The organism is Thalassobaculum litoreum DSM 18839 (genome assembly GCF_900102465.1).
In the GTDB taxonomy this organism is placed as follows: Bacteria; Pseudomonadota; Alphaproteobacteria; order Thalassobaculales; family Thalassobaculaceae; genus Thalassobaculum; species Thalassobaculum litoreum.
In genome coordinates, this window is the sequence record NZ_FNBW01000001.1 from 425158 (window position 1) to 439838 (window position 14681).

General features: G+C 67.5%; 13 protein-coding genes and 2 tRNA genes. 3 read left to right on the forward strand and 12 right to left on the reverse strand.

Features of this window, described 5'->3' with window-relative positions:
• Window positions 1-55: 55 nt before the first annotated feature.
• The 12 genes from puuE to BLS34_RS01995 form a co-directional block, all read right to left on the reverse strand.
• Entirely contained in the window at window positions 56-982 is a 927-nt protein-coding gene (gene puuE / locus BLS34_RS01940) for an allantoinase PuuE (RefSeq protein WP_093147746.1), read from the reverse strand.
• Window positions 979-2385, reverse strand: coding sequence for an FAD-dependent oxidoreductase (locus tag BLS34_RS01945; protein WP_093147748.1), 1407 nt, complete (start codon window positions 2383-2385; stop codon window positions 979-981). The genes puuE and BLS34_RS01945 overlap by 4 nt, the downstream gene beginning before the upstream one ends.
• A complete protein-coding gene (locus BLS34_RS01950; protein ID WP_093147751.1) occupies window positions 2385-3005 on the reverse strand; it encodes a cysteine hydrolase family protein in 621 nt (206 codons plus the stop codon). The genes BLS34_RS01945 and BLS34_RS01950 overlap by 1 nt, the downstream gene beginning before the upstream one ends.
• Complete coding sequence (locus BLS34_RS01955) at window positions 3002-5065, reverse strand: hydantoinase/oxoprolinase family protein (protein WP_093147754.1); 2064 nt, start codon at window positions 5063-5065, stop codon at window positions 3002-3004. The genes BLS34_RS01950 and BLS34_RS01955 overlap by 4 nt, the downstream gene beginning before the upstream one ends.
• Window positions 5062-6798 (reverse strand): hydantoinase B/oxoprolinase family protein, encoded by a 1737-nt coding sequence (locus BLS34_RS01960; RefSeq protein WP_093147756.1) that lies wholly within the window; start codon window positions 6796-6798, stop codon window positions 5062-5064. The genes BLS34_RS01955 and BLS34_RS01960 overlap by 4 nt, the downstream gene beginning before the upstream one ends.
• On the reverse strand, window positions 6785-7705 hold the full coding sequence (locus BLS34_RS01965) for an isocitrate lyase/PEP mutase family protein (RefSeq protein ID WP_245701888.1): 921 nt from the start codon (window positions 7703-7705) through the stop codon (window positions 6785-6787). The genes BLS34_RS01960 and BLS34_RS01965 overlap by 14 nt, the downstream gene beginning before the upstream one ends.
• 4 nt (window positions 7706-7709) lie before the next feature.
• Window positions 7710-9077 carry an MmgE/PrpD family protein gene (locus tag BLS34_RS01970; RefSeq protein ID WP_093147760.1) on the reverse strand — a complete coding sequence of 456 codons (1368 nt, stop codon included), beginning with the start codon at window positions 9075-9077 and terminating at the stop codon, window positions 7710-7712.
• A gap of 24 nt (window positions 9078-9101) precedes the next feature.
• Window positions 9102-9782, reverse strand: a complete 681-nt coding sequence (locus BLS34_RS01975; protein ID WP_028794784.1) for an amino acid ABC transporter permease — start codon at window positions 9780-9782, stop codon at window positions 9102-9104.
• Window positions 9783-9797: 15 nt separating this feature from the next.
• Window positions 9798-10469, reverse strand: coding sequence for an amino acid ABC transporter permease (locus BLS34_RS01980; protein ID WP_028794783.1), 672 nt, complete (start codon window positions 10467-10469; stop codon window positions 9798-9800).
• 9 nt (window positions 10470-10478) lie between these two features.
• Complete coding sequence (locus tag BLS34_RS01985) at window positions 10479-11240, reverse strand: amino acid ABC transporter ATP-binding protein (RefSeq protein ID WP_093147762.1); 762 nt, start codon at window positions 11238-11240, stop codon at window positions 10479-10481.
• An 84-nt stretch (window positions 11241-11324) separates the two neighbouring features.
• A complete protein-coding gene (locus tag BLS34_RS01990) occupies window positions 11325-12161 on the reverse strand; it encodes a transporter substrate-binding domain-containing protein (RefSeq protein ID WP_038014195.1) in 837 nt (278 codons plus the stop codon).
• A 124-nt stretch (window positions 12162-12285) separates the two neighbouring features.
• Window positions 12286-13170: a GntR family transcriptional regulator gene (locus tag BLS34_RS01995; protein WP_093147763.1), complete on the reverse strand. Its 885-nt coding sequence runs from the start codon at window positions 13168-13170 to the stop codon at window positions 12286-12288.
• Between the two features lie 228 nt (window positions 13171-13398).
• Between BLS34_RS01995 and BLS34_RS02000 the strand changes: the two genes are divergently transcribed.
• The 3 genes from BLS34_RS02000 to BLS34_RS26160 all read left to right on the forward strand — a co-directional run bounded on the left by BLS34_RS02000 (window position 13399) and on the right by BLS34_RS26160 (window position 14679).
• A tRNA-Cys gene (locus BLS34_RS02000) sits at window positions 13399-13472 on the forward strand.
• Between the two features lie 68 nt (window positions 13473-13540).
• A tRNA-Asn gene (locus tag BLS34_RS02005) sits at window positions 13541-13615 on the forward strand.
• Between the two features lie 257 nt (window positions 13616-13872).
• On the forward strand, window positions 13873-14679 hold the full coding sequence (locus BLS34_RS26160) for a helix-turn-helix transcriptional regulator (protein WP_215906017.1): 807 nt from the start codon (window positions 13873-13875) through the stop codon (window positions 14677-14679).
• The last annotated feature ends 2 nt before the right edge of the window (window positions 14680-14681 follow it).

Consider the following 14681-nt stretch of genomic DNA (forward strand, 5'->3'; position numbering starts at 1 on the left):
GCCGCGGTCCCTTTTCCAGGACCGCGGCTTTTTGTTTGTCCGGCTTCAGGATCAGTCAGCTTCCAACCGACCCACCGGCGGGCGGATGGACCCGGTGCCAGTGCTCGGCGATCTCGAGGCGCCGTGTGATCCAGGTCGATCCCTTGGCCTGTACGTGATCCAGAAACTTGGCCAGGGCCCGGGCGCGGCCCGGCCGTCCCACCAGACGCTGGTGCAGGCCGATCGACAGCATGCGCGGGCGCTGCGCTCCCTCGTCCCAGAGCTGGTCGAAGGCGTCGGTGATGTAGCGGAAGAAGTCCTCGCCCGAGCCGTAGGAGGCCGGGGCGCCGAACTTCACGTCGTTGGTGTCCAGTGCATAGGGGATGACCAGGTGGTCCACTCCGTCCACCTTAACCCAGTACGGAAGGTCATCGCTATAACTGTCGCTGTCATAAAGGAAACCACCCGTCTCTACCAGCAGACGCCGGGTGTTCGGGCTGGGGGCGTAGCGACAGTACCAGCCCTTCAGGCGCTGGCCGGTGAGCCGTTGCGTGATCTCGATGGCGCGGGCGATATGCTCGCGCTCCTGCTCCTCGGTGAGTTCGTAGTGGTTGATCCAGCGCCAGCCATGACCGGCGAAATCCCAGCCGGCCTTGGCCATGGCCTCTGTGGCCACCGGATTGCGCTCCAGCGCCATGGCGCAGGCATAGACCGTCAGCGGCAGGTTGCGCTCGGTGAACAGCCGATGGATGCGCCAGAACCCGGCGCGCGGGCCGTAGTCGTAGAGCGATTCCATGCCCAGATCCCGCTGCCCCGGCGGATGGCGTCCACCGACGACCTCGGACAGGCCACCCTCGTTCTTCGCGTCCCCGTGCAGGATGTTGGTCTCCGACCCCTCCTCCACGTTGAGTACGAAATTCAAGGCGACCCGCGCCCCGTCCGGCCAGGCGGCATGGGGCAGCTCGGCGCCGTAGCCGATGAGATTCCGGGGATAGTCGCTCATGCCGTCGTCTCCTGTGCCAGTCGGGCAGCACCGGTACCGGCGATCCGTCCAAGCGTGACCGCCGTCACCAGCCCGTTTCCGGAAAGGTACCCCTCCACATCGGAGCCGGACAGACCCACCGCGGCCCCGCCGCCGGCGAACAGGTTCGGCAGCGGCTCCCGTTCCGCGGTCAGCACCCGGGCCGACGTGTCGATCGACAGCCCGCCCTGGGTATGGAACAGCGCGCCGGTGACCCGCACGGCGAAATATGGCGGCGTGTCCAGGGTCGGGGCTGTGGTGAAGTCTCGGCCGAACGGATCTTCCAGCTGCCCCGCCGCGGCTTCCGTCGCATGGGCCAAAGTCGCCGCCAAACGGTCGCGCGGGCAACCGATCAGGTCTGCCAGCGCCGCCAGATCCGGCAGCTCGCGGATCGCACCCATCCCGTGGGCGCCGCGATAATCCTCGTGCCGCATGCCGAGCTCGTGCAGGCGCCGGTCGTAGACGTTCCAGGCGATGCCGCCGGGCTGCGCCAACACCTTCAGAGCCTGTTCGGAATAGCCGGCATGCTCGTTGGAGAAGCGCGCGCCCTCGGTATTGACCTGCACACCGCCTTCCATCATCAGCGCCCAGGAGATCAGGGCCCCGTGGGGATGGGCGACGGACCCGTGACCCTGGTAGCTGCCCATCTGGGCGACGGCGGCGCCGAGTTCGGTGCCCCAGCGCACCGCGTCGCCCTGGTTGCCGGTATGGCCGAAATACAGGGCGTCGGCCATTTCCGGGATGTAGCTGCGCAGCATCTCCGGGTTACCGCCATAGCCGTTGCAGGCGAGCACCAGCGCATCGCATCCGATCTCGTCGGTCGAGCCGTCCGGCCGCTCGATCACGACGCCCAGCACCTTGCCGGCACCGTCGGCGATCAGGTCGCGTACCGGCGCCTCGCAGACGATGTCGATGCCTGCCCGCTCCGCTGCGGCGGCGAGCGATCCGACCAGCGCCACCCCGGTCTTCTGCGGATGCGAATGCATCCGGTAGGCGGTGTGGCCGGGATAGCGGAACGCGGTCTCCAGGATGAAGGACTGGCCATGGGCGTCGGCGAGCCATTCCAGTGTCGGCCCCGACGCCTCGCAGACCGCGCGGCCGAGGACCGGATCGCCCTCGCCGTGGTTCTTCTTCTGGATGTCGCCGAGCATCCGGTCGACGCCGTCGTCAGCATTGGCCTCCGCCTGCCAGCGGGTATTGCAGGCCGGGATGTAGCCGGCCGACAGGGATGTGGACCCGGCCGGCACAGGGTCGCGCTCCAACACCATGACCGCAGCACCCGCGTCATGGGCGGCCAGGGCGGCGATCAGGCCGCAGGCGCCCGCGCCGACGACCAGCACCGGTACATGGGCCTCGGGGCCGCTCTCGCGCCGGACGATACCCATCAGGCGGATTCCCAGGCGGCGGCCACCTCGGCAATGGTGGCCACGGTGCTGACCGGGCGCAGGGCGTCGATGGCGGTGCGATGCACCTGCTCGGAGAAGGCGGCACAGCCGTCCTCGAGCACCACCGTCTCCAGGTCGCGCACATGGGCGTCGCGCACCGTGGAGGCGACGCCGCCATTGGTCACGATGCCGGCGAAGATCAGCGTGGTAATGCCCGCCTTCCTCAGAACCCACTCGAGCCGGCTCATGTAGAAGGCTGAAAACGCGACCTTCTCTACTTTGATGTCGATCGGCTGTAGTGCATCGACCACATCGTGGCCCCAGCCGCCGGACAGGAAGTCGCCCTTGCGCAGGAACGGCCGGATCGCCTTCAGATGCGGCGAGATCATCGGCTCGCCGCCCCTGCCCGGCACCAGGGTGAAGTGGGTGGACACGATCCACCCACCCTTGGCCCTGACGGCCTCGGCCAGCGGAGCCAGACGGGCCGGGAGGGCGGCGATCTCGTCCGCCTTGGACCCGCCCCGTGCATAGGCGCCATCGGGGTGGATGAAGTCGTTCTGCAGGTCGACCAGCACCAGGGCGGTGGCCGACGGATCGGGAAAGGCGAGGTCGCCGCTCATGAGGCTTCTCCGATCAGCACGTTGCCATAGGTGTCGACCTCGCCGACCAGCCCGGGCTCGATCAGGATGGTGGTGTCGCTCTGCTCCAGCACGGCCGGACCCCTGATCTCCGCGCCGGCCGGCAGGGCCAGGCGGTCGACGATGGTCGCCTCGTGCCACGCCCCGTCCACATAGACGTCGCGGGTGCCGCGGATCGCGCCCTCGACCGTCGTTCCCGGCTCCGGGGCGAGCAGCGACAGGTCGAAGCGCGGCCGCTTGCCGACCACCGCGACCCGCAGGTTAAGGATCCGCATCGGGATGCCCTTGAGCAGCCGGCCATAGGTGCTCGAATAGGCCGCCTCGAAGGCCGCGCGCACGGCCTCCTTGTCGACCGCCTGGCCCTTGGCCGCCTGAATCGGCACGGCGACGGTGTGGGTCTGGCCGACATAGAGCATGTCGAGTTCGACCACGGTCTCCATGCCCTCCAGGGTCACGCCCGCACCCTTGACGGTCTTCGTGCCCTCGCCGTCCAGCCGGTCGATGGCCGAGCGCAGGGCATCGGCGTCGAGATCGTCCAGCAGCACGTTCCAGGTCTCCACGAAATCCTGGCGCAGGTCGGCAATGGTGCAGCCGAGCGCGCTGGTCACGCCCGGATAGCGCGGGACCAGGGCCTTCTTCAGCCCGACCTCGCGGATCAGGGCGCCGGCATGGAGCGATCCGCCGCCGCCGAACGGCACGGCGACGAACTCCTTGGGGTCGTGGCCGCGCTCGATGGACACGACGCGGATGGCGCCGGCCATCTTGGCATTGGCGACCCGGATGATCGCCTCGGCCGCGGCCTCCGGCGTCTCCAGACCAAGCGGGATCGCCACATGGTCGGTGATCGCCTGCCGGGCGGCCGCCACGTCCAGCCTGTCCAGCTTGCCGCCGATCGGCCGGTCGGCGTTGATCCGCCCCAGCACCAGATTGGCGTCGGTCACGGTCGGTCGGGTGTTCCCGAGGCCGTAGCAGACAGGTCCTGGGTCGGAGCCGGCACTTTCCGGGCCGACCTGCAGCAGGCCGCCGGCATCGACGCGGGCAATGGACCCGCCGCCCGCGCCGATGGTGATGATCTCGATCATCGGCGAGCGCACGACGAGCCCGAAATCGATGGAGGTCTGGGCCGCCAGGGCGCTCTCGCCCTCAACCACCAGGGAGACGTCGAAGGACGTGCCGCCCATGTCGCAGGTGATCAGGTTCGGATAGCCCGCGACCGAGCCGATATGCGCCGCGGCCGTCACGCCGGCCGCCGGGCCGGAGAGAGCGGTGCGGATCGGCACCTTGCGGGCGGTGTCCAGGCTCATGACGCCGCCGTTCGACTGCACGATCAGCACCTGGGCCGGGGATTTCGCCTCACCCAGGGCCTGTTCCAGGCGGGCGAGGTAGCGGCCGACCGGCGGCTGCAGATAGGCGTTCAGCGCCGCGGTCGAGCTGCGCTCGAACTCGCGGATCTCCGGGACGATCTGGTGACTGGCGGTGACGTAGTCGTTCGGCCAGACCGAGCGCAGCGCCTCCAGGGCGGCGCGCTCATTGTCGTCATTGGCATAGGCGTTGATGAAGACGATGGCCACGGACTCGCAGCCGAGATCCTGAAGCCGCCTGGCGGCCGCCTTGACCGCGTCCGGGTCGACCGCCTGGCGCACGGTGCCGTCTGCCAGGGTGCGCTCGGCCACGTCCAGGCGCCGGTCGCGGGGCACCACGGGCACGAACTGGCCCCACAGGCCCCAGGTCTGCGGCCGGTCGCGCCGGCGCATCTCCAGGACGTCGCGGAACCCCGCGGTGGTGATCACGCCGGTCGCCGCACCCTTGCGCTCCAGCAGGGCGTTGGTGCCGACGGTGGTGCCATGGACGACGGTGGACAGGGCGGTCAGGTCCCCTGCTCCGGATTCCAGGCCGGACAGGAAGCCGACCGCCTGGTTCGCCGGGGTGGAGGGAACCTTGGCGACGCGTGCGGTCCCTGCCGCCTCGTCCAGGACGAAGACATCGGTGAAGGTACCGCCGACATCGACGCCGGCAATGAGATGGGGGGTGTTCGTGCTCATGCTGCTCGGAGCTCGCTGGTCGCTTGTTCATCGAGGGTGCCGTCTGCGGCGACGACGACCCGGTACCGGTCGCGGGCGGAGGCCACGCTGACATAGCCGAGGCGCACATCCTCGGCCACGCGGGCGGGCTCGCGCTCGACGGGCGGGCCATAGCCGCCCCCACCCGGTGTCTCCAGCAGCACCGACTGACCCTTGGCCAGCTTGATGCCGACCATCTTGGAGGCCATCGGCGGATGCGCCTCGCCGCCGTCCGGTCCGGCCGGATAGGTAAATCGATTCATCGCCGCCGCCTCGCCGCCTACGACGCCGGGCGGGGCGTAGCGGCCGCGCTCGCCGAACAGGAAGGCGTCCGCCTTCTCCTCCAGCAGTTCGATCTCGTAGACGGCACCCAGGCCGCCGCGGTTGCGGCCCGGCCCGCCGGAATCCTCGCGCAGCGCCCATTGCCGGAACATCACCGGATAGGCCGCCTCCAGGATCTCCAGGGGCGGGATCGTGGCGGTGGAGATCGGCGCGTTGCCGTGGTTCAGGCCGTCGCCCTCCGGATGGCCGCCATGGCCGCCGCCGAAGAAGCTGAACATGACCCAGCGCCGCCCGTCCTCGCGCCGGTATCCGGCCAGGGAGAGGGCGTTGATGGTGCCGTAGGCACAGCCGTTGACCCGCTCCGGCGCCGCCTGGGCCAGGGCCTGAAAACTGAGATCGATCAGCCGCAGGATGGTCTCGGTATAGCCGCCGACCGGGCGGGGTGCCTTTGCCGCCAGGATCGAGTTCTCGGGAATGACGAACTCGATCGGCTCCAGCACGCCGGCGTTCGCCGGCACTTCCTGGAAGATGTGTTTCATCGCCACGTAGCAGGCGGCGACCGTGGTCGACCGCGCGATGTTCACCGGGCCCAGGCACGGCGGCGCAGAGCCGGTGAAGTCCAGGGTCAGCTTCTCGCCGGAAACGGTGATCGCCAGTTCCAGCGGCAGCGCCTCGTCGACGATGCCGTCATTGTCGAGGAAGTCCTTGGCCCGGTAGGTCCCGTCCGGCAGGGACGCGATCTGCGCCCGCATCAGGGTCGCGGCCCGGCTCTTCAGTTCCTCGAAGGCGGTGGCGACGGTGGCGTCTCCGTATTCGTCCAGCAGGTCGCGCAACCGCCCCTCGCCCAGCTTGAGCGCGTTGATCTGGCCGTTGAGGTCGCCGTAAAGGCTGTTCGGCAGGCGCGAGTTGGCCTGCAGGATATCGACCACGTCCTGGCGGAACCGTCCGGCCTCGAACAGCTTCACCGGCGGCATCAGAAAGCCTTCCTGGAAGCTCTCCGTGGCCGCCGGGTTGTAGTTCCCCGGCACGTTGCCGCCGACGTCGTGATAATGGCCGACCGATGCGAGGTAGCAGAACACCTTGCCGTCCCGGAAGATTGGCTGCACCAGCCGGAAGTCGGACAGGTGGGTGCCGCCGTCATACGGGTCGTTGAAGATGTAGACGTCGCCCTCTTCCAGGCCGCCGTCGCGCACGGCCTTGTCGATCACGGTCTTCACCGCGAAGGCCATAGCGCCGACAAAGATCGGAAGGCCCGACTTGCCCTGGACAAGGGTCTCGCCGGTCTCGGCGTGATACAGCCCGTGGGAAGCGTCGTGCGCCTCCGCGATGATCGGGTTGAAGGCGCTGCGGAACAGCGTGGCGTCCATTTCGTCCGCGATCTGTTCCAGACGGCCGTTCAAGACCGCCAGCGTGACGGGATCAATCGTCCCCATCTGTTCCTGTTCCTTTACGAGTTGAACCCTGTGCCACCGCGGCGGCGTCGTATTTGGCGCCCTCCTCCAGCATCTGCGGCGTGCCGAGCACGTCGTTGAGGCCCTTGAGGTCGAGCATCCGGTCGCGCCAGGGCGCGGTTGTGCCGTGCTGCTTGAGAGAGGCGAAATAGGCCTGCAGGGCGGGCACCATGGCCCGCGCCGTGCCGCCCGGGAAGATCACCACCTTGAAGCCGTGTTCCGCCATCTGCTCGGTGGAGCGGATCGGGGTCGCCCCGCCCTCCACCATGTTGGCGAGCAGCGGCACGCGGCCGGCGAAGCGGCGGGAAATCTCGGCGATCTGCGCGTCGCTCTCCGGCGCCTCGACGAAGAGGAGATCGACGCCAGCCTCGACATAGCGCTCGGCTCTGTCCAGGGCGGCTTCGAATCCTTCCACGGCGATGGCGTCGGTGCGGGCCATGATCAGCGTGTCCCGCCGGGTGTCGAGGGCGGCGCGCAGCTTGCCGACCATCTCGTCGGCGCTGACCAAGCCCTTGCCCTTAAGGTGGCCGCAGCGTTTCGGCAGCGACTGGTCCTCAAGCTGGATCACGTCGGCGCCGGCCCGCTCGTATTCGCGGACCGTGCGCTGCACGCTAAGAGCATTTCCGTGGCCGTTGTCGCCGTCGACGATCATCGGGATGGAAATGCGTTCGCGGATCGCCGTCAGGGTGTCGGCGATCTCGCGCAGCCCCATCAGCCCGATATCCGGGCGGCCGAGGCGGGTATAGGCGATGCCCGCGCCGCTGACATAGACGGCGTCGAACCCGGCCTGCTCCACCAGCAGGCCGGTCAGCGCGTCCCAGCAGCCGGGGGCGAGCACGATCCCCTCGCTCTTCAGCAGGGCGTGCATACGCTCCGTCGTTTGCGTCATGGATCTACTCCCCGGCCTCGGCGAGGGAGACTGCGTTGAGCCGGCGGGTCAGCGCGTTGATGTCGTCCAGCTCCTCCAGACGGAAGCAGTCCTCGTAGATTCCACGCGCCACCGCGTCCGGCCAGACCAGACCGGTCAGCTCGGCGTATTTGCGGTCGAGTTCGACGTCGTCGTAGGGGTCTTCGGTGTCGCCGCGGTTGGTCTTGGTCTCCGCCTCCAGCACGGTGCCGTCGGTAAGGGTGACGATCACCCGGGCCGGGCGGAAATCCGGCATCAGGGCGGTCAGGGCCGGATCCTCGGCCACCTCCACCTTGTCGGCAAAGGCCTGGATCGTCTCGTCCAGCACCTTGTCCCAGGTGAAGCTTTCCACCCCGCTGGAACCGTTGATCAGGGTCGAGGCGACGGCGAAGGGCACCGAGAACTTTCCGGCCAGCGTGTTCTTCGGCGAGGTGTCGCTGAGCTGGGCGGCGAGCGAATAGGTCTCCACCCGCACCTTCTGCACCTCGTCGGGGCTCAGGCCGCCGCGCTTGTCGACGATCATCGCCAGGGCGTCGAGGGTGCCGTGGTTGTAGCGGCAGCAGGCGTGGCGCTTGAAGTAGTTGCGGGCGATCTCCCAGCGCGAGCCGAGCTCACGGGTCATCTCCTCCGGTTTCCACTCGGTCGAGATCACCGTGCCCCAGACGGTCGACAAGCCGTCGGCCTCGCCGGTGAAGCCGCTCTCCACCATTTGCCAGGCGAGGATGCCCATCTGGCCGGAGAATCCGGCGAAGGAGTTCCGCACCGTGCCGCCCTGCAGCATGGTCTGCCGGCTGGTGGCGAGGCCGAGGCTGGAGGCGACGTTGATGGTCTCGCGGATCTTGGCGGCATCCGCCCCGGCCAGCTTGGCGACGGCGACGGCGGCCCCGACGGTGCCCCAGGTGCCGTGCGGGTGCATGGTCGGCAGGATCTTTGCGGAAATGCCGATGCGCGCGCCGATCTCGTAACCGAGGATCGCGGCGGTCATAACCTCCGCCCCCGACTTGCCATGGACCTCGCCGAAGGCCAGGGCGGCCGGGATGGCGTGAATGCCCGGATGGCCGCGGCTGTACTGGTTGCCCTCGTCCAGTTCCAGGAAGGTGCCGGCGGTACCGTTGAGGAAGGCGGCCTTGGCGGGTTCGGTGCGCAGGCCGGTGCCGATGATGCTGGACTCGCCACCCGCCACGGGCACGAGCTTCGCCTTGAGCGCCTGCACCTCCGGCTCGCGCGCACCCGCGCCGATCGCGGCCATTGTGTCTGCGAAGACACGATGGCCCCGATCGACCGCCGCCGGCGCGATATCCGCCAGCGTGGTGTTCGCGATGAAGTCGCAGACCGTATCCAGATACCCGGTCATCTCATCCTCCCATGGGTAAAGTTCTTAACGGGCCGACATCATCCGCCGCTCCAGTCGCGAGAGCAGACGGACCATCGGCCACAGCATCAGCAGATAGATCGCCGCCACCGCCATCAGCGGGGTGGCGTTGTAGACAAGTCCCTGGGCCACGCGGCCCATGCGCAGCAGTTCCGGCAGGGCCACGACGCTAGCGATCGACGTCGCCTTGATCAGCTCGATTGTATTCGATGTCAGATCCGGCGCCACATTGCGCAAGGCCTGGGGCAGGATCACGTAGATCATCGCCTGCACCCGGGTGAGCCCTGTGGAGCGCGCCGCCTCCATCTGGCCGGCCGGAATGCTCTCGATGCCGGCCCGTACGATCTCGCCGTAATAACTGCCGGAATTGAAGGTGAAGGCGACCAGCACCGCGGCGAAGGGCGGGACGTCCCAACCGAAGAACGGCAGGCCGTAGGTGACGTAGATCAGCAGCACCAGCGGCGGGATCGAGCGGAAGAAGTCGACGAACACCACCAGCCCCCAGTTCAGCGCCCGGATGTGGAAGCTGTGCACGGTCGCCAGGAACACGCCGAAGCAGAAGCCCAGCGGTACCACGGCGAGGCAGAGCTTGACGGTCATCCACCAGCCGCTCATCAGCAGCGGCCAGACCTCGCGCAGGCTGTCCTCGTTGAAGAAGCTGAACTTGATGACTTCCCAGTCGAGCATGATCGTCCCTCCCCCTCACCGCTTCCAGGCGTAGCGGGTCTCGACCCAGCGCGACGCCATGGTGAGCGGGAAGAAAATCAGCAGGTAGCCGATCGCCGCCATGGTCAGCGGCGAGGTGTTGGCGGCATAGGCGAGCGAGGTCTGCGCCACGGTCAGCATCTCCTCCACCGTCACCACGCTGGCCAGCGCGGTATTCTTGGTGATGGCGATGGTGCGGTTGGTCAGCGGCGGGATGGTCATCCGGATCGCCTGGGGAATCACCACGTAGAACAGGGTCTGTGTGAAGCCGAGGCCGGTGGAGCGCGACGCCTCCCACTGGCCCCTGTTCACCGAGGTGATGCCGGCCCAGTAGATCTCCTCGGCGAAGGCGGCGAGCACAGAAGCCAGCACGATCCACGAGATCACGAAGGCCGACATGGTGATGCCGATGAATGGCAGGCCGAAATAGAAGATGATCAGGATCACCAGCGGTGGCAGCGCGCGGAACAGGTCGACGAACAGGATGATCAGCCAGTTCACCGGCCGGACCTGGAACGCCCGCACGACCGCCAGCGCCAGGCCGAACAGCAGACCGGTCACGATCACCGAAAGGGCGAGCTGGATGGTGACCAGAAAGCCCGCCGCCACGTCCGGCAGGTAGCGGGCCATGATCTCCAGATTGAAGAACTGATCGAGGAAACGCTCCATCTCGGCGTCTCAGTGCCCGGTGACGCTGTGCAGGAACGACTTCAGCCGGTCCGAGCGCGCGTCGGTGAAGATCCGCTCCGGCGTGCCCTCTTCCACCACCAAGCCGCCATCCATGAAGATGACCCGGTCGGCGGCGTCGCGGGCGAAGCGCATCTCGTGGCTCACCACGACCATGGTCATCCCGCTCTCCCGCAGCTCGCGCATCACCTCCAGCACCGAGCCGACCAGTTCGGGGTCCAAAGCGGAGGTCGGTTCGTCGAACAGAATGACATCCGGTTCCATGGCGATGGCGCGGGCGATCGCCACCCGCTGCTGCTGACCGCCGGAAAGCTCTGTCGGGTGATTGCCGGCCTTGTCCGCGAGACCGACCCGTTGAAGCGCGGCCTGGGCGCGGTCCTCGGCCTCGCTGCGCGCCATCTTCTTCACCTTGCGCAGGGCGAGGGACACGTTCCCCAGGGCCGACATGTGCGGGTAGAGATTGAACTGCTGGAACACCATGCCGATGCGCTGGCGCACCTTGTTGATGTCGACGCTGCGGTTGGTGATCTCCTCGCCGGTGATCTTCACCTGGCCGCTGGTCGGCTGTTCCAGCAGGTTGCAGCAGCGCAGCATGGTGCTCTTGCCGGATCCGGACGGGCCGATGATGAACACCAGCTCCTGCGGGGCGACGGTCAGATTGACGCCCTTCAACGCCTCGAAATCGCCGAAGGATTTATGGATGTCATAGGCCTCGACGACATATCTCGATGGGGCGGTTTGGGCGTGCGCCATAGGGGACCTCGCGCGAACGGACGGCGGCTGGTGCGGTGGGGAGCCGCCGGCCACACGAGGCGGCCGGCGGCGATTGTCTGGTCCTCAGCAGCCGCTGTCGGACGCGGTCTCGTCGTATCCGGGCATGCCGGGCACGCCGATGCCGGGCTCGACCTTGTAGGCGGCACCGCCCTCGATCGGCTTCTGACCGGTCCACTTCTCATGAATCTCCGCGACCGTACCGTCGGCCTTCATGCACTCGATCACCTTCTCGAACTTGGCGCGCAGCTCGGCGTTGGAGGTGTCGAAGGCAAAGGCGCCGACGCTGCCCGACTTGATGACCAGCGTGGACGGGACGACCAGCGGATTCTTCTTCGCCGTCCAGCCGACCACGGTGTCGCCGGCGAAGTTGGCGTCGGCCCGTCCTGCGGCCACGGCGGCGATGGCATCGGCGTTCTTGCCGAAGCGCTCGATCTTCCAGCCGTACTCATCCTGACGCTCGGACAGGTACTTGTCGTAGAAGTTGCCCTTGTTGACGGCGATGGTCTTGCCCTTCAGGTCCTCCAGCTTCTCGACCTGCGGCGCGCCGCGCTTGATCAGGAACTGGTAGTTCACCTCGAAATACGGCTCGCCGAAGAGCATCTTCTCGGCCCGCTCCTCGGTCACGGTCGTCGGGGCGATGATGGCGACGTATTTCCCGGCTGCCAGACCGGCGAAGATGCCGGACCATTCCTGGTCGACGATCTCGTATTCCACACCCAGCCGCTTGGCGGCCTCGGCGGTCAGGTCGACGTTGTAGCCTTCCACGCCGCCGGCCGGCACAGCCATCACATGAGGCGCGTAGCCGACATCGGCGGCGAACTTCATGGTCTCGGCCGAGACCGGGCCGGCGACCGCAAGCCCCAGCGCTGCGACGGCCCCCAAAAGCACAGACTTTTTCATAACCAACCTCCGTCTCCTGTTCAGGTTCTGGCGATCTCTCGCCGTTGGTGCGCGCCCCGTTCTTGTGCAGGGTCCCGCACGTCAGTTCAGTCTCTCCCTACTCCCCGGCATCGCCGGCGGCGTGTCAGATGTCACCGGCCGAGAAAGGGGTTCCGGTCACCGCCTCGGGAGACCAGCCGGCCTCGGCGTCGCCGCCGCGGCTCAGGGTCATGGTCAGCCGGTAAAGGTCCGATCGGTACAGCGCCACGAGCAGCTCGATCGCCCGACCCTCGCCGTCGCGCACCACCCGGCGGATGCGCAGCAGCGGCGCGCCCACGCCGATTCCCAGCCGGTCGGCCACAACCATGTCCGCCAAGGTCGCCGAGACCGCCTGATCGGCGGCGGCGGGCATCACCCCGGCGCGTTCCAGCAGGGTCAGCAGCGGGGTATTGGCCATGTCCGATTTTTCGAACCGGCGACCGATCTCTTCCGGCACATGGGTGGTCAGATGGGAGAACGGATCGCCGCCGATCGAGCGCACGCGCACCGCGCGCTGGACGGTAGTGCCGACGGCCAGGCCTAGGGCCGCGGCCACGTCGTCTTCAGCCGGCCCGTAGCCGAATTCCTTCACCGAGACCTCGGTCTCCCCGCCCATGGCGAGCAACGCGTCGAACGCACCGGTTCCCTGGCCGGAGATCCTCACCCCGGCGCGGCCTTCGACGACCCGCGTGCCGCGGCCGCGTTCCCGTACGACGAGTCCGTCATTGGCCAGCTCGTCCAGCGCCCGCTTGGCGGTGATTCGCGACACGCCGTGGAACTCCGCCAGAACCTGTTCGCTCGGCAGGGTGCCGCCGGTGCCGAACTCGCCGTCGACGATGCGTTGGCGCATGATCAGGTAGATCTGATGGTAGAGCGGCGAGCGGAACCGCCCCAGCGCCCCGGCCTCCCCGCCGGCGGGTCGCTCCGCAGCCCGACCGGCCGCCTGCGAGAGACGGGAATCACGGCCGGAGTGGGGCAAACGGGATCTCATGAAATGATATAATGATATATCTTTAAGGCGTGACAAGACTCGAAATGCTGCACCTGCTCACAGGGTCGGTCGAGGAACCGGGCGCTGGTGTCGTCGGGAATTTCAGGGCCGCGACGGCGCAAAATCGACCGGCGACGCGGATCAACCGGTCGCGGCGGACCCGCCAGGGCCGGAAGCCTCTTGCACGGGCATGCCGGCTCGGGTATCACGCCTCTCCCGCTCAGACACGGCCCCGTGGCAGAGTGGTTATGCAGAGGACTGCAAATCCTTGTACATCGGTTCGATTCCGGTCGGGGCCTCCAGAGTGGGAAACAAGGCGACATTCGTCTTGAACGACATCGGACAGGACGCTATACAGCGCGGTCTCTGGTCCCGGGTAGCTCAGTGGTAGAGCGAGCGGCTGTTAACCGCTTGGTCGGGGGTTCGAATCCCTCCCCGGGAGCCAGCTTTTCAGGCACCAATACGACAGACTGACGCAGACCAACCGGCCGGACGGTTCCGGCCGTCGCCATGCCATGTCGAAACGGCAGCCACCATATATGTGCCTGGCTGAGGCGCGATCCGATGGCTGGGCGAGGTCCACGCCGTCGCCATGGTGTCCATCGATCGCCAAACATGCATAATCGTAGAAAGAAAAAACCAGCATGATGTCCATCCCACGTGCTGGCGAGGCATTTGGGACGGGCAGTGAGTGACAGACGGATGATCAACCCCAGTCAATGCCGAGGCGCCCGCGCCCTACTTGGCATTACCCAGCAGCAGCTCGCCGATCTTGCCGGAATCAGCAAGCGCACGGTGATCGAGTTCGAAGGCGGCATACGCGTTCCCCTGACAACGACGAGCCGAAGCCTGCAATGGGCGCTGGAGAATGCCGGCATCGAGTTTCTGCGCGGCAACGGAGCCGGATCCGGCGTCCGATTCCGGAATCCGGAGGTCGAGGACTCCCTGCTGCCCCGTATGGTCGCCCGGCGATCGTTTCTGGACGGATCCGGCCTGCTGAAAGGCGGAAACTCCGACGCGCGGCAGAACTGGCCGTCCAACCGGCCGACCCAGGACGGAGCTTTCCAAGACGGCGCGGTATCGGCCAGGACCTACGAGGTAACGGAACTCTCCATTCGCGATTTCGAGCGGCTCGCCTCGTCGGAGCAGCGGCAGGCGCTGGACTTGTTCAGGGCCGGCTTGGGTCAGGTGCCCGAGGATATCGCCAGGAGGGCGACCATGACCCGGGTCGACGGCGACCGCATGCTGATGGAGTGGCAGGGGGCCGGCATCCAGCTCTTCCCCAGGAACGCCAGCCTGGCCGGCATGCCGCTGTCAGAGCTGCCGGACGCGAACTACGGCCGGTGGGCCGAGGGGCGGATGCTGCGGGCCTATCAGGCCGGGGAGCCGATCTTCGAGCTGTGCCACGGAATGGTCGAGGTCGACGGCAACCGGACCGTCTGGCGCTATTACTCCCTGCGTCTCCCCCGTCCCGACGGACGCACCCTCACCGTCACCGCCCGGGCTTAGGT

Coding starts and splice junctions, on each gene's coding strand:
- BLS34_RS01985 (WP_093147762.1), bottom strand. CDS start 11,240: ATGGCGCACGCCCAAACCGCCCCATCGAGATATGTCGTCGAGGCCTAT.
- BLS34_RS01950 (WP_093147751.1), bottom strand. CDS start 3,005: ATGAGCGGCGACCTCGCCTTTCCCGATCCGTCGGCCACCGCCCTGGTG.
- BLS34_RS26160 (WP_215906017.1), top strand. CDS start 13,873: ATGATCAACCCCAGTCAATGCCGAGGCGCCCGCGCCCTACTTGGCATT.
- BLS34_RS01970 (WP_093147760.1), bottom strand. CDS start 9,077: ATGACCGGGTATCTGGATACGGTCTGCGACTTCATCGCGAACACCACG.
- BLS34_RS01945 (WP_093147748.1), bottom strand. CDS start 2,385: ATGGGTATCGTCCGGCGCGAGAGCGGCCCCGAGGCCCATGTACCGGTG.
- BLS34_RS01955 (WP_093147754.1), bottom strand. CDS start 5,065: ATGAGCACGAACACCCCCCATCTCATTGCCGGCGTCGATGTCGGCGGT.
- BLS34_RS01960 (WP_093147756.1), bottom strand. CDS start 6,798: ATGGGGACGATTGATCCCGTCACGCTGGCGGTCTTGAACGGCCGTCTG.
- puuE (WP_093147746.1), bottom strand. CDS start 982: ATGAGCGACTATCCCCGGAATCTCATCGGCTACGGCGCCGAGCTGCCC.
- BLS34_RS01965 (WP_245701888.1), bottom strand. CDS start 7,705: ATGACGCAAACGACGGAGCGTATGCACGCCCTGCTGAAGAGCGAGGGG.
- BLS34_RS01995 (WP_093147763.1), bottom strand. CDS start 13,170: ATGAGATCCCGTTTGCCCCACTCCGGCCGTGATTCCCGTCTCTCGCAG.
- BLS34_RS01975 (WP_028794784.1), bottom strand. CDS start 9,782: ATGCTCGACTGGGAAGTCATCAAGTTCAGCTTCTTCAACGAGGACAGC.
- BLS34_RS01980 (WP_028794783.1), bottom strand. CDS start 10,469: ATGGAGCGTTTCCTCGATCAGTTCTTCAATCTGGAGATCATGGCCCGC.
- BLS34_RS01990 (WP_038014195.1), bottom strand. CDS start 12,161: ATGAAAAAGTCTGTGCTTTTGGGGGCCGTCGCAGCGCTGGGGCTTGCG.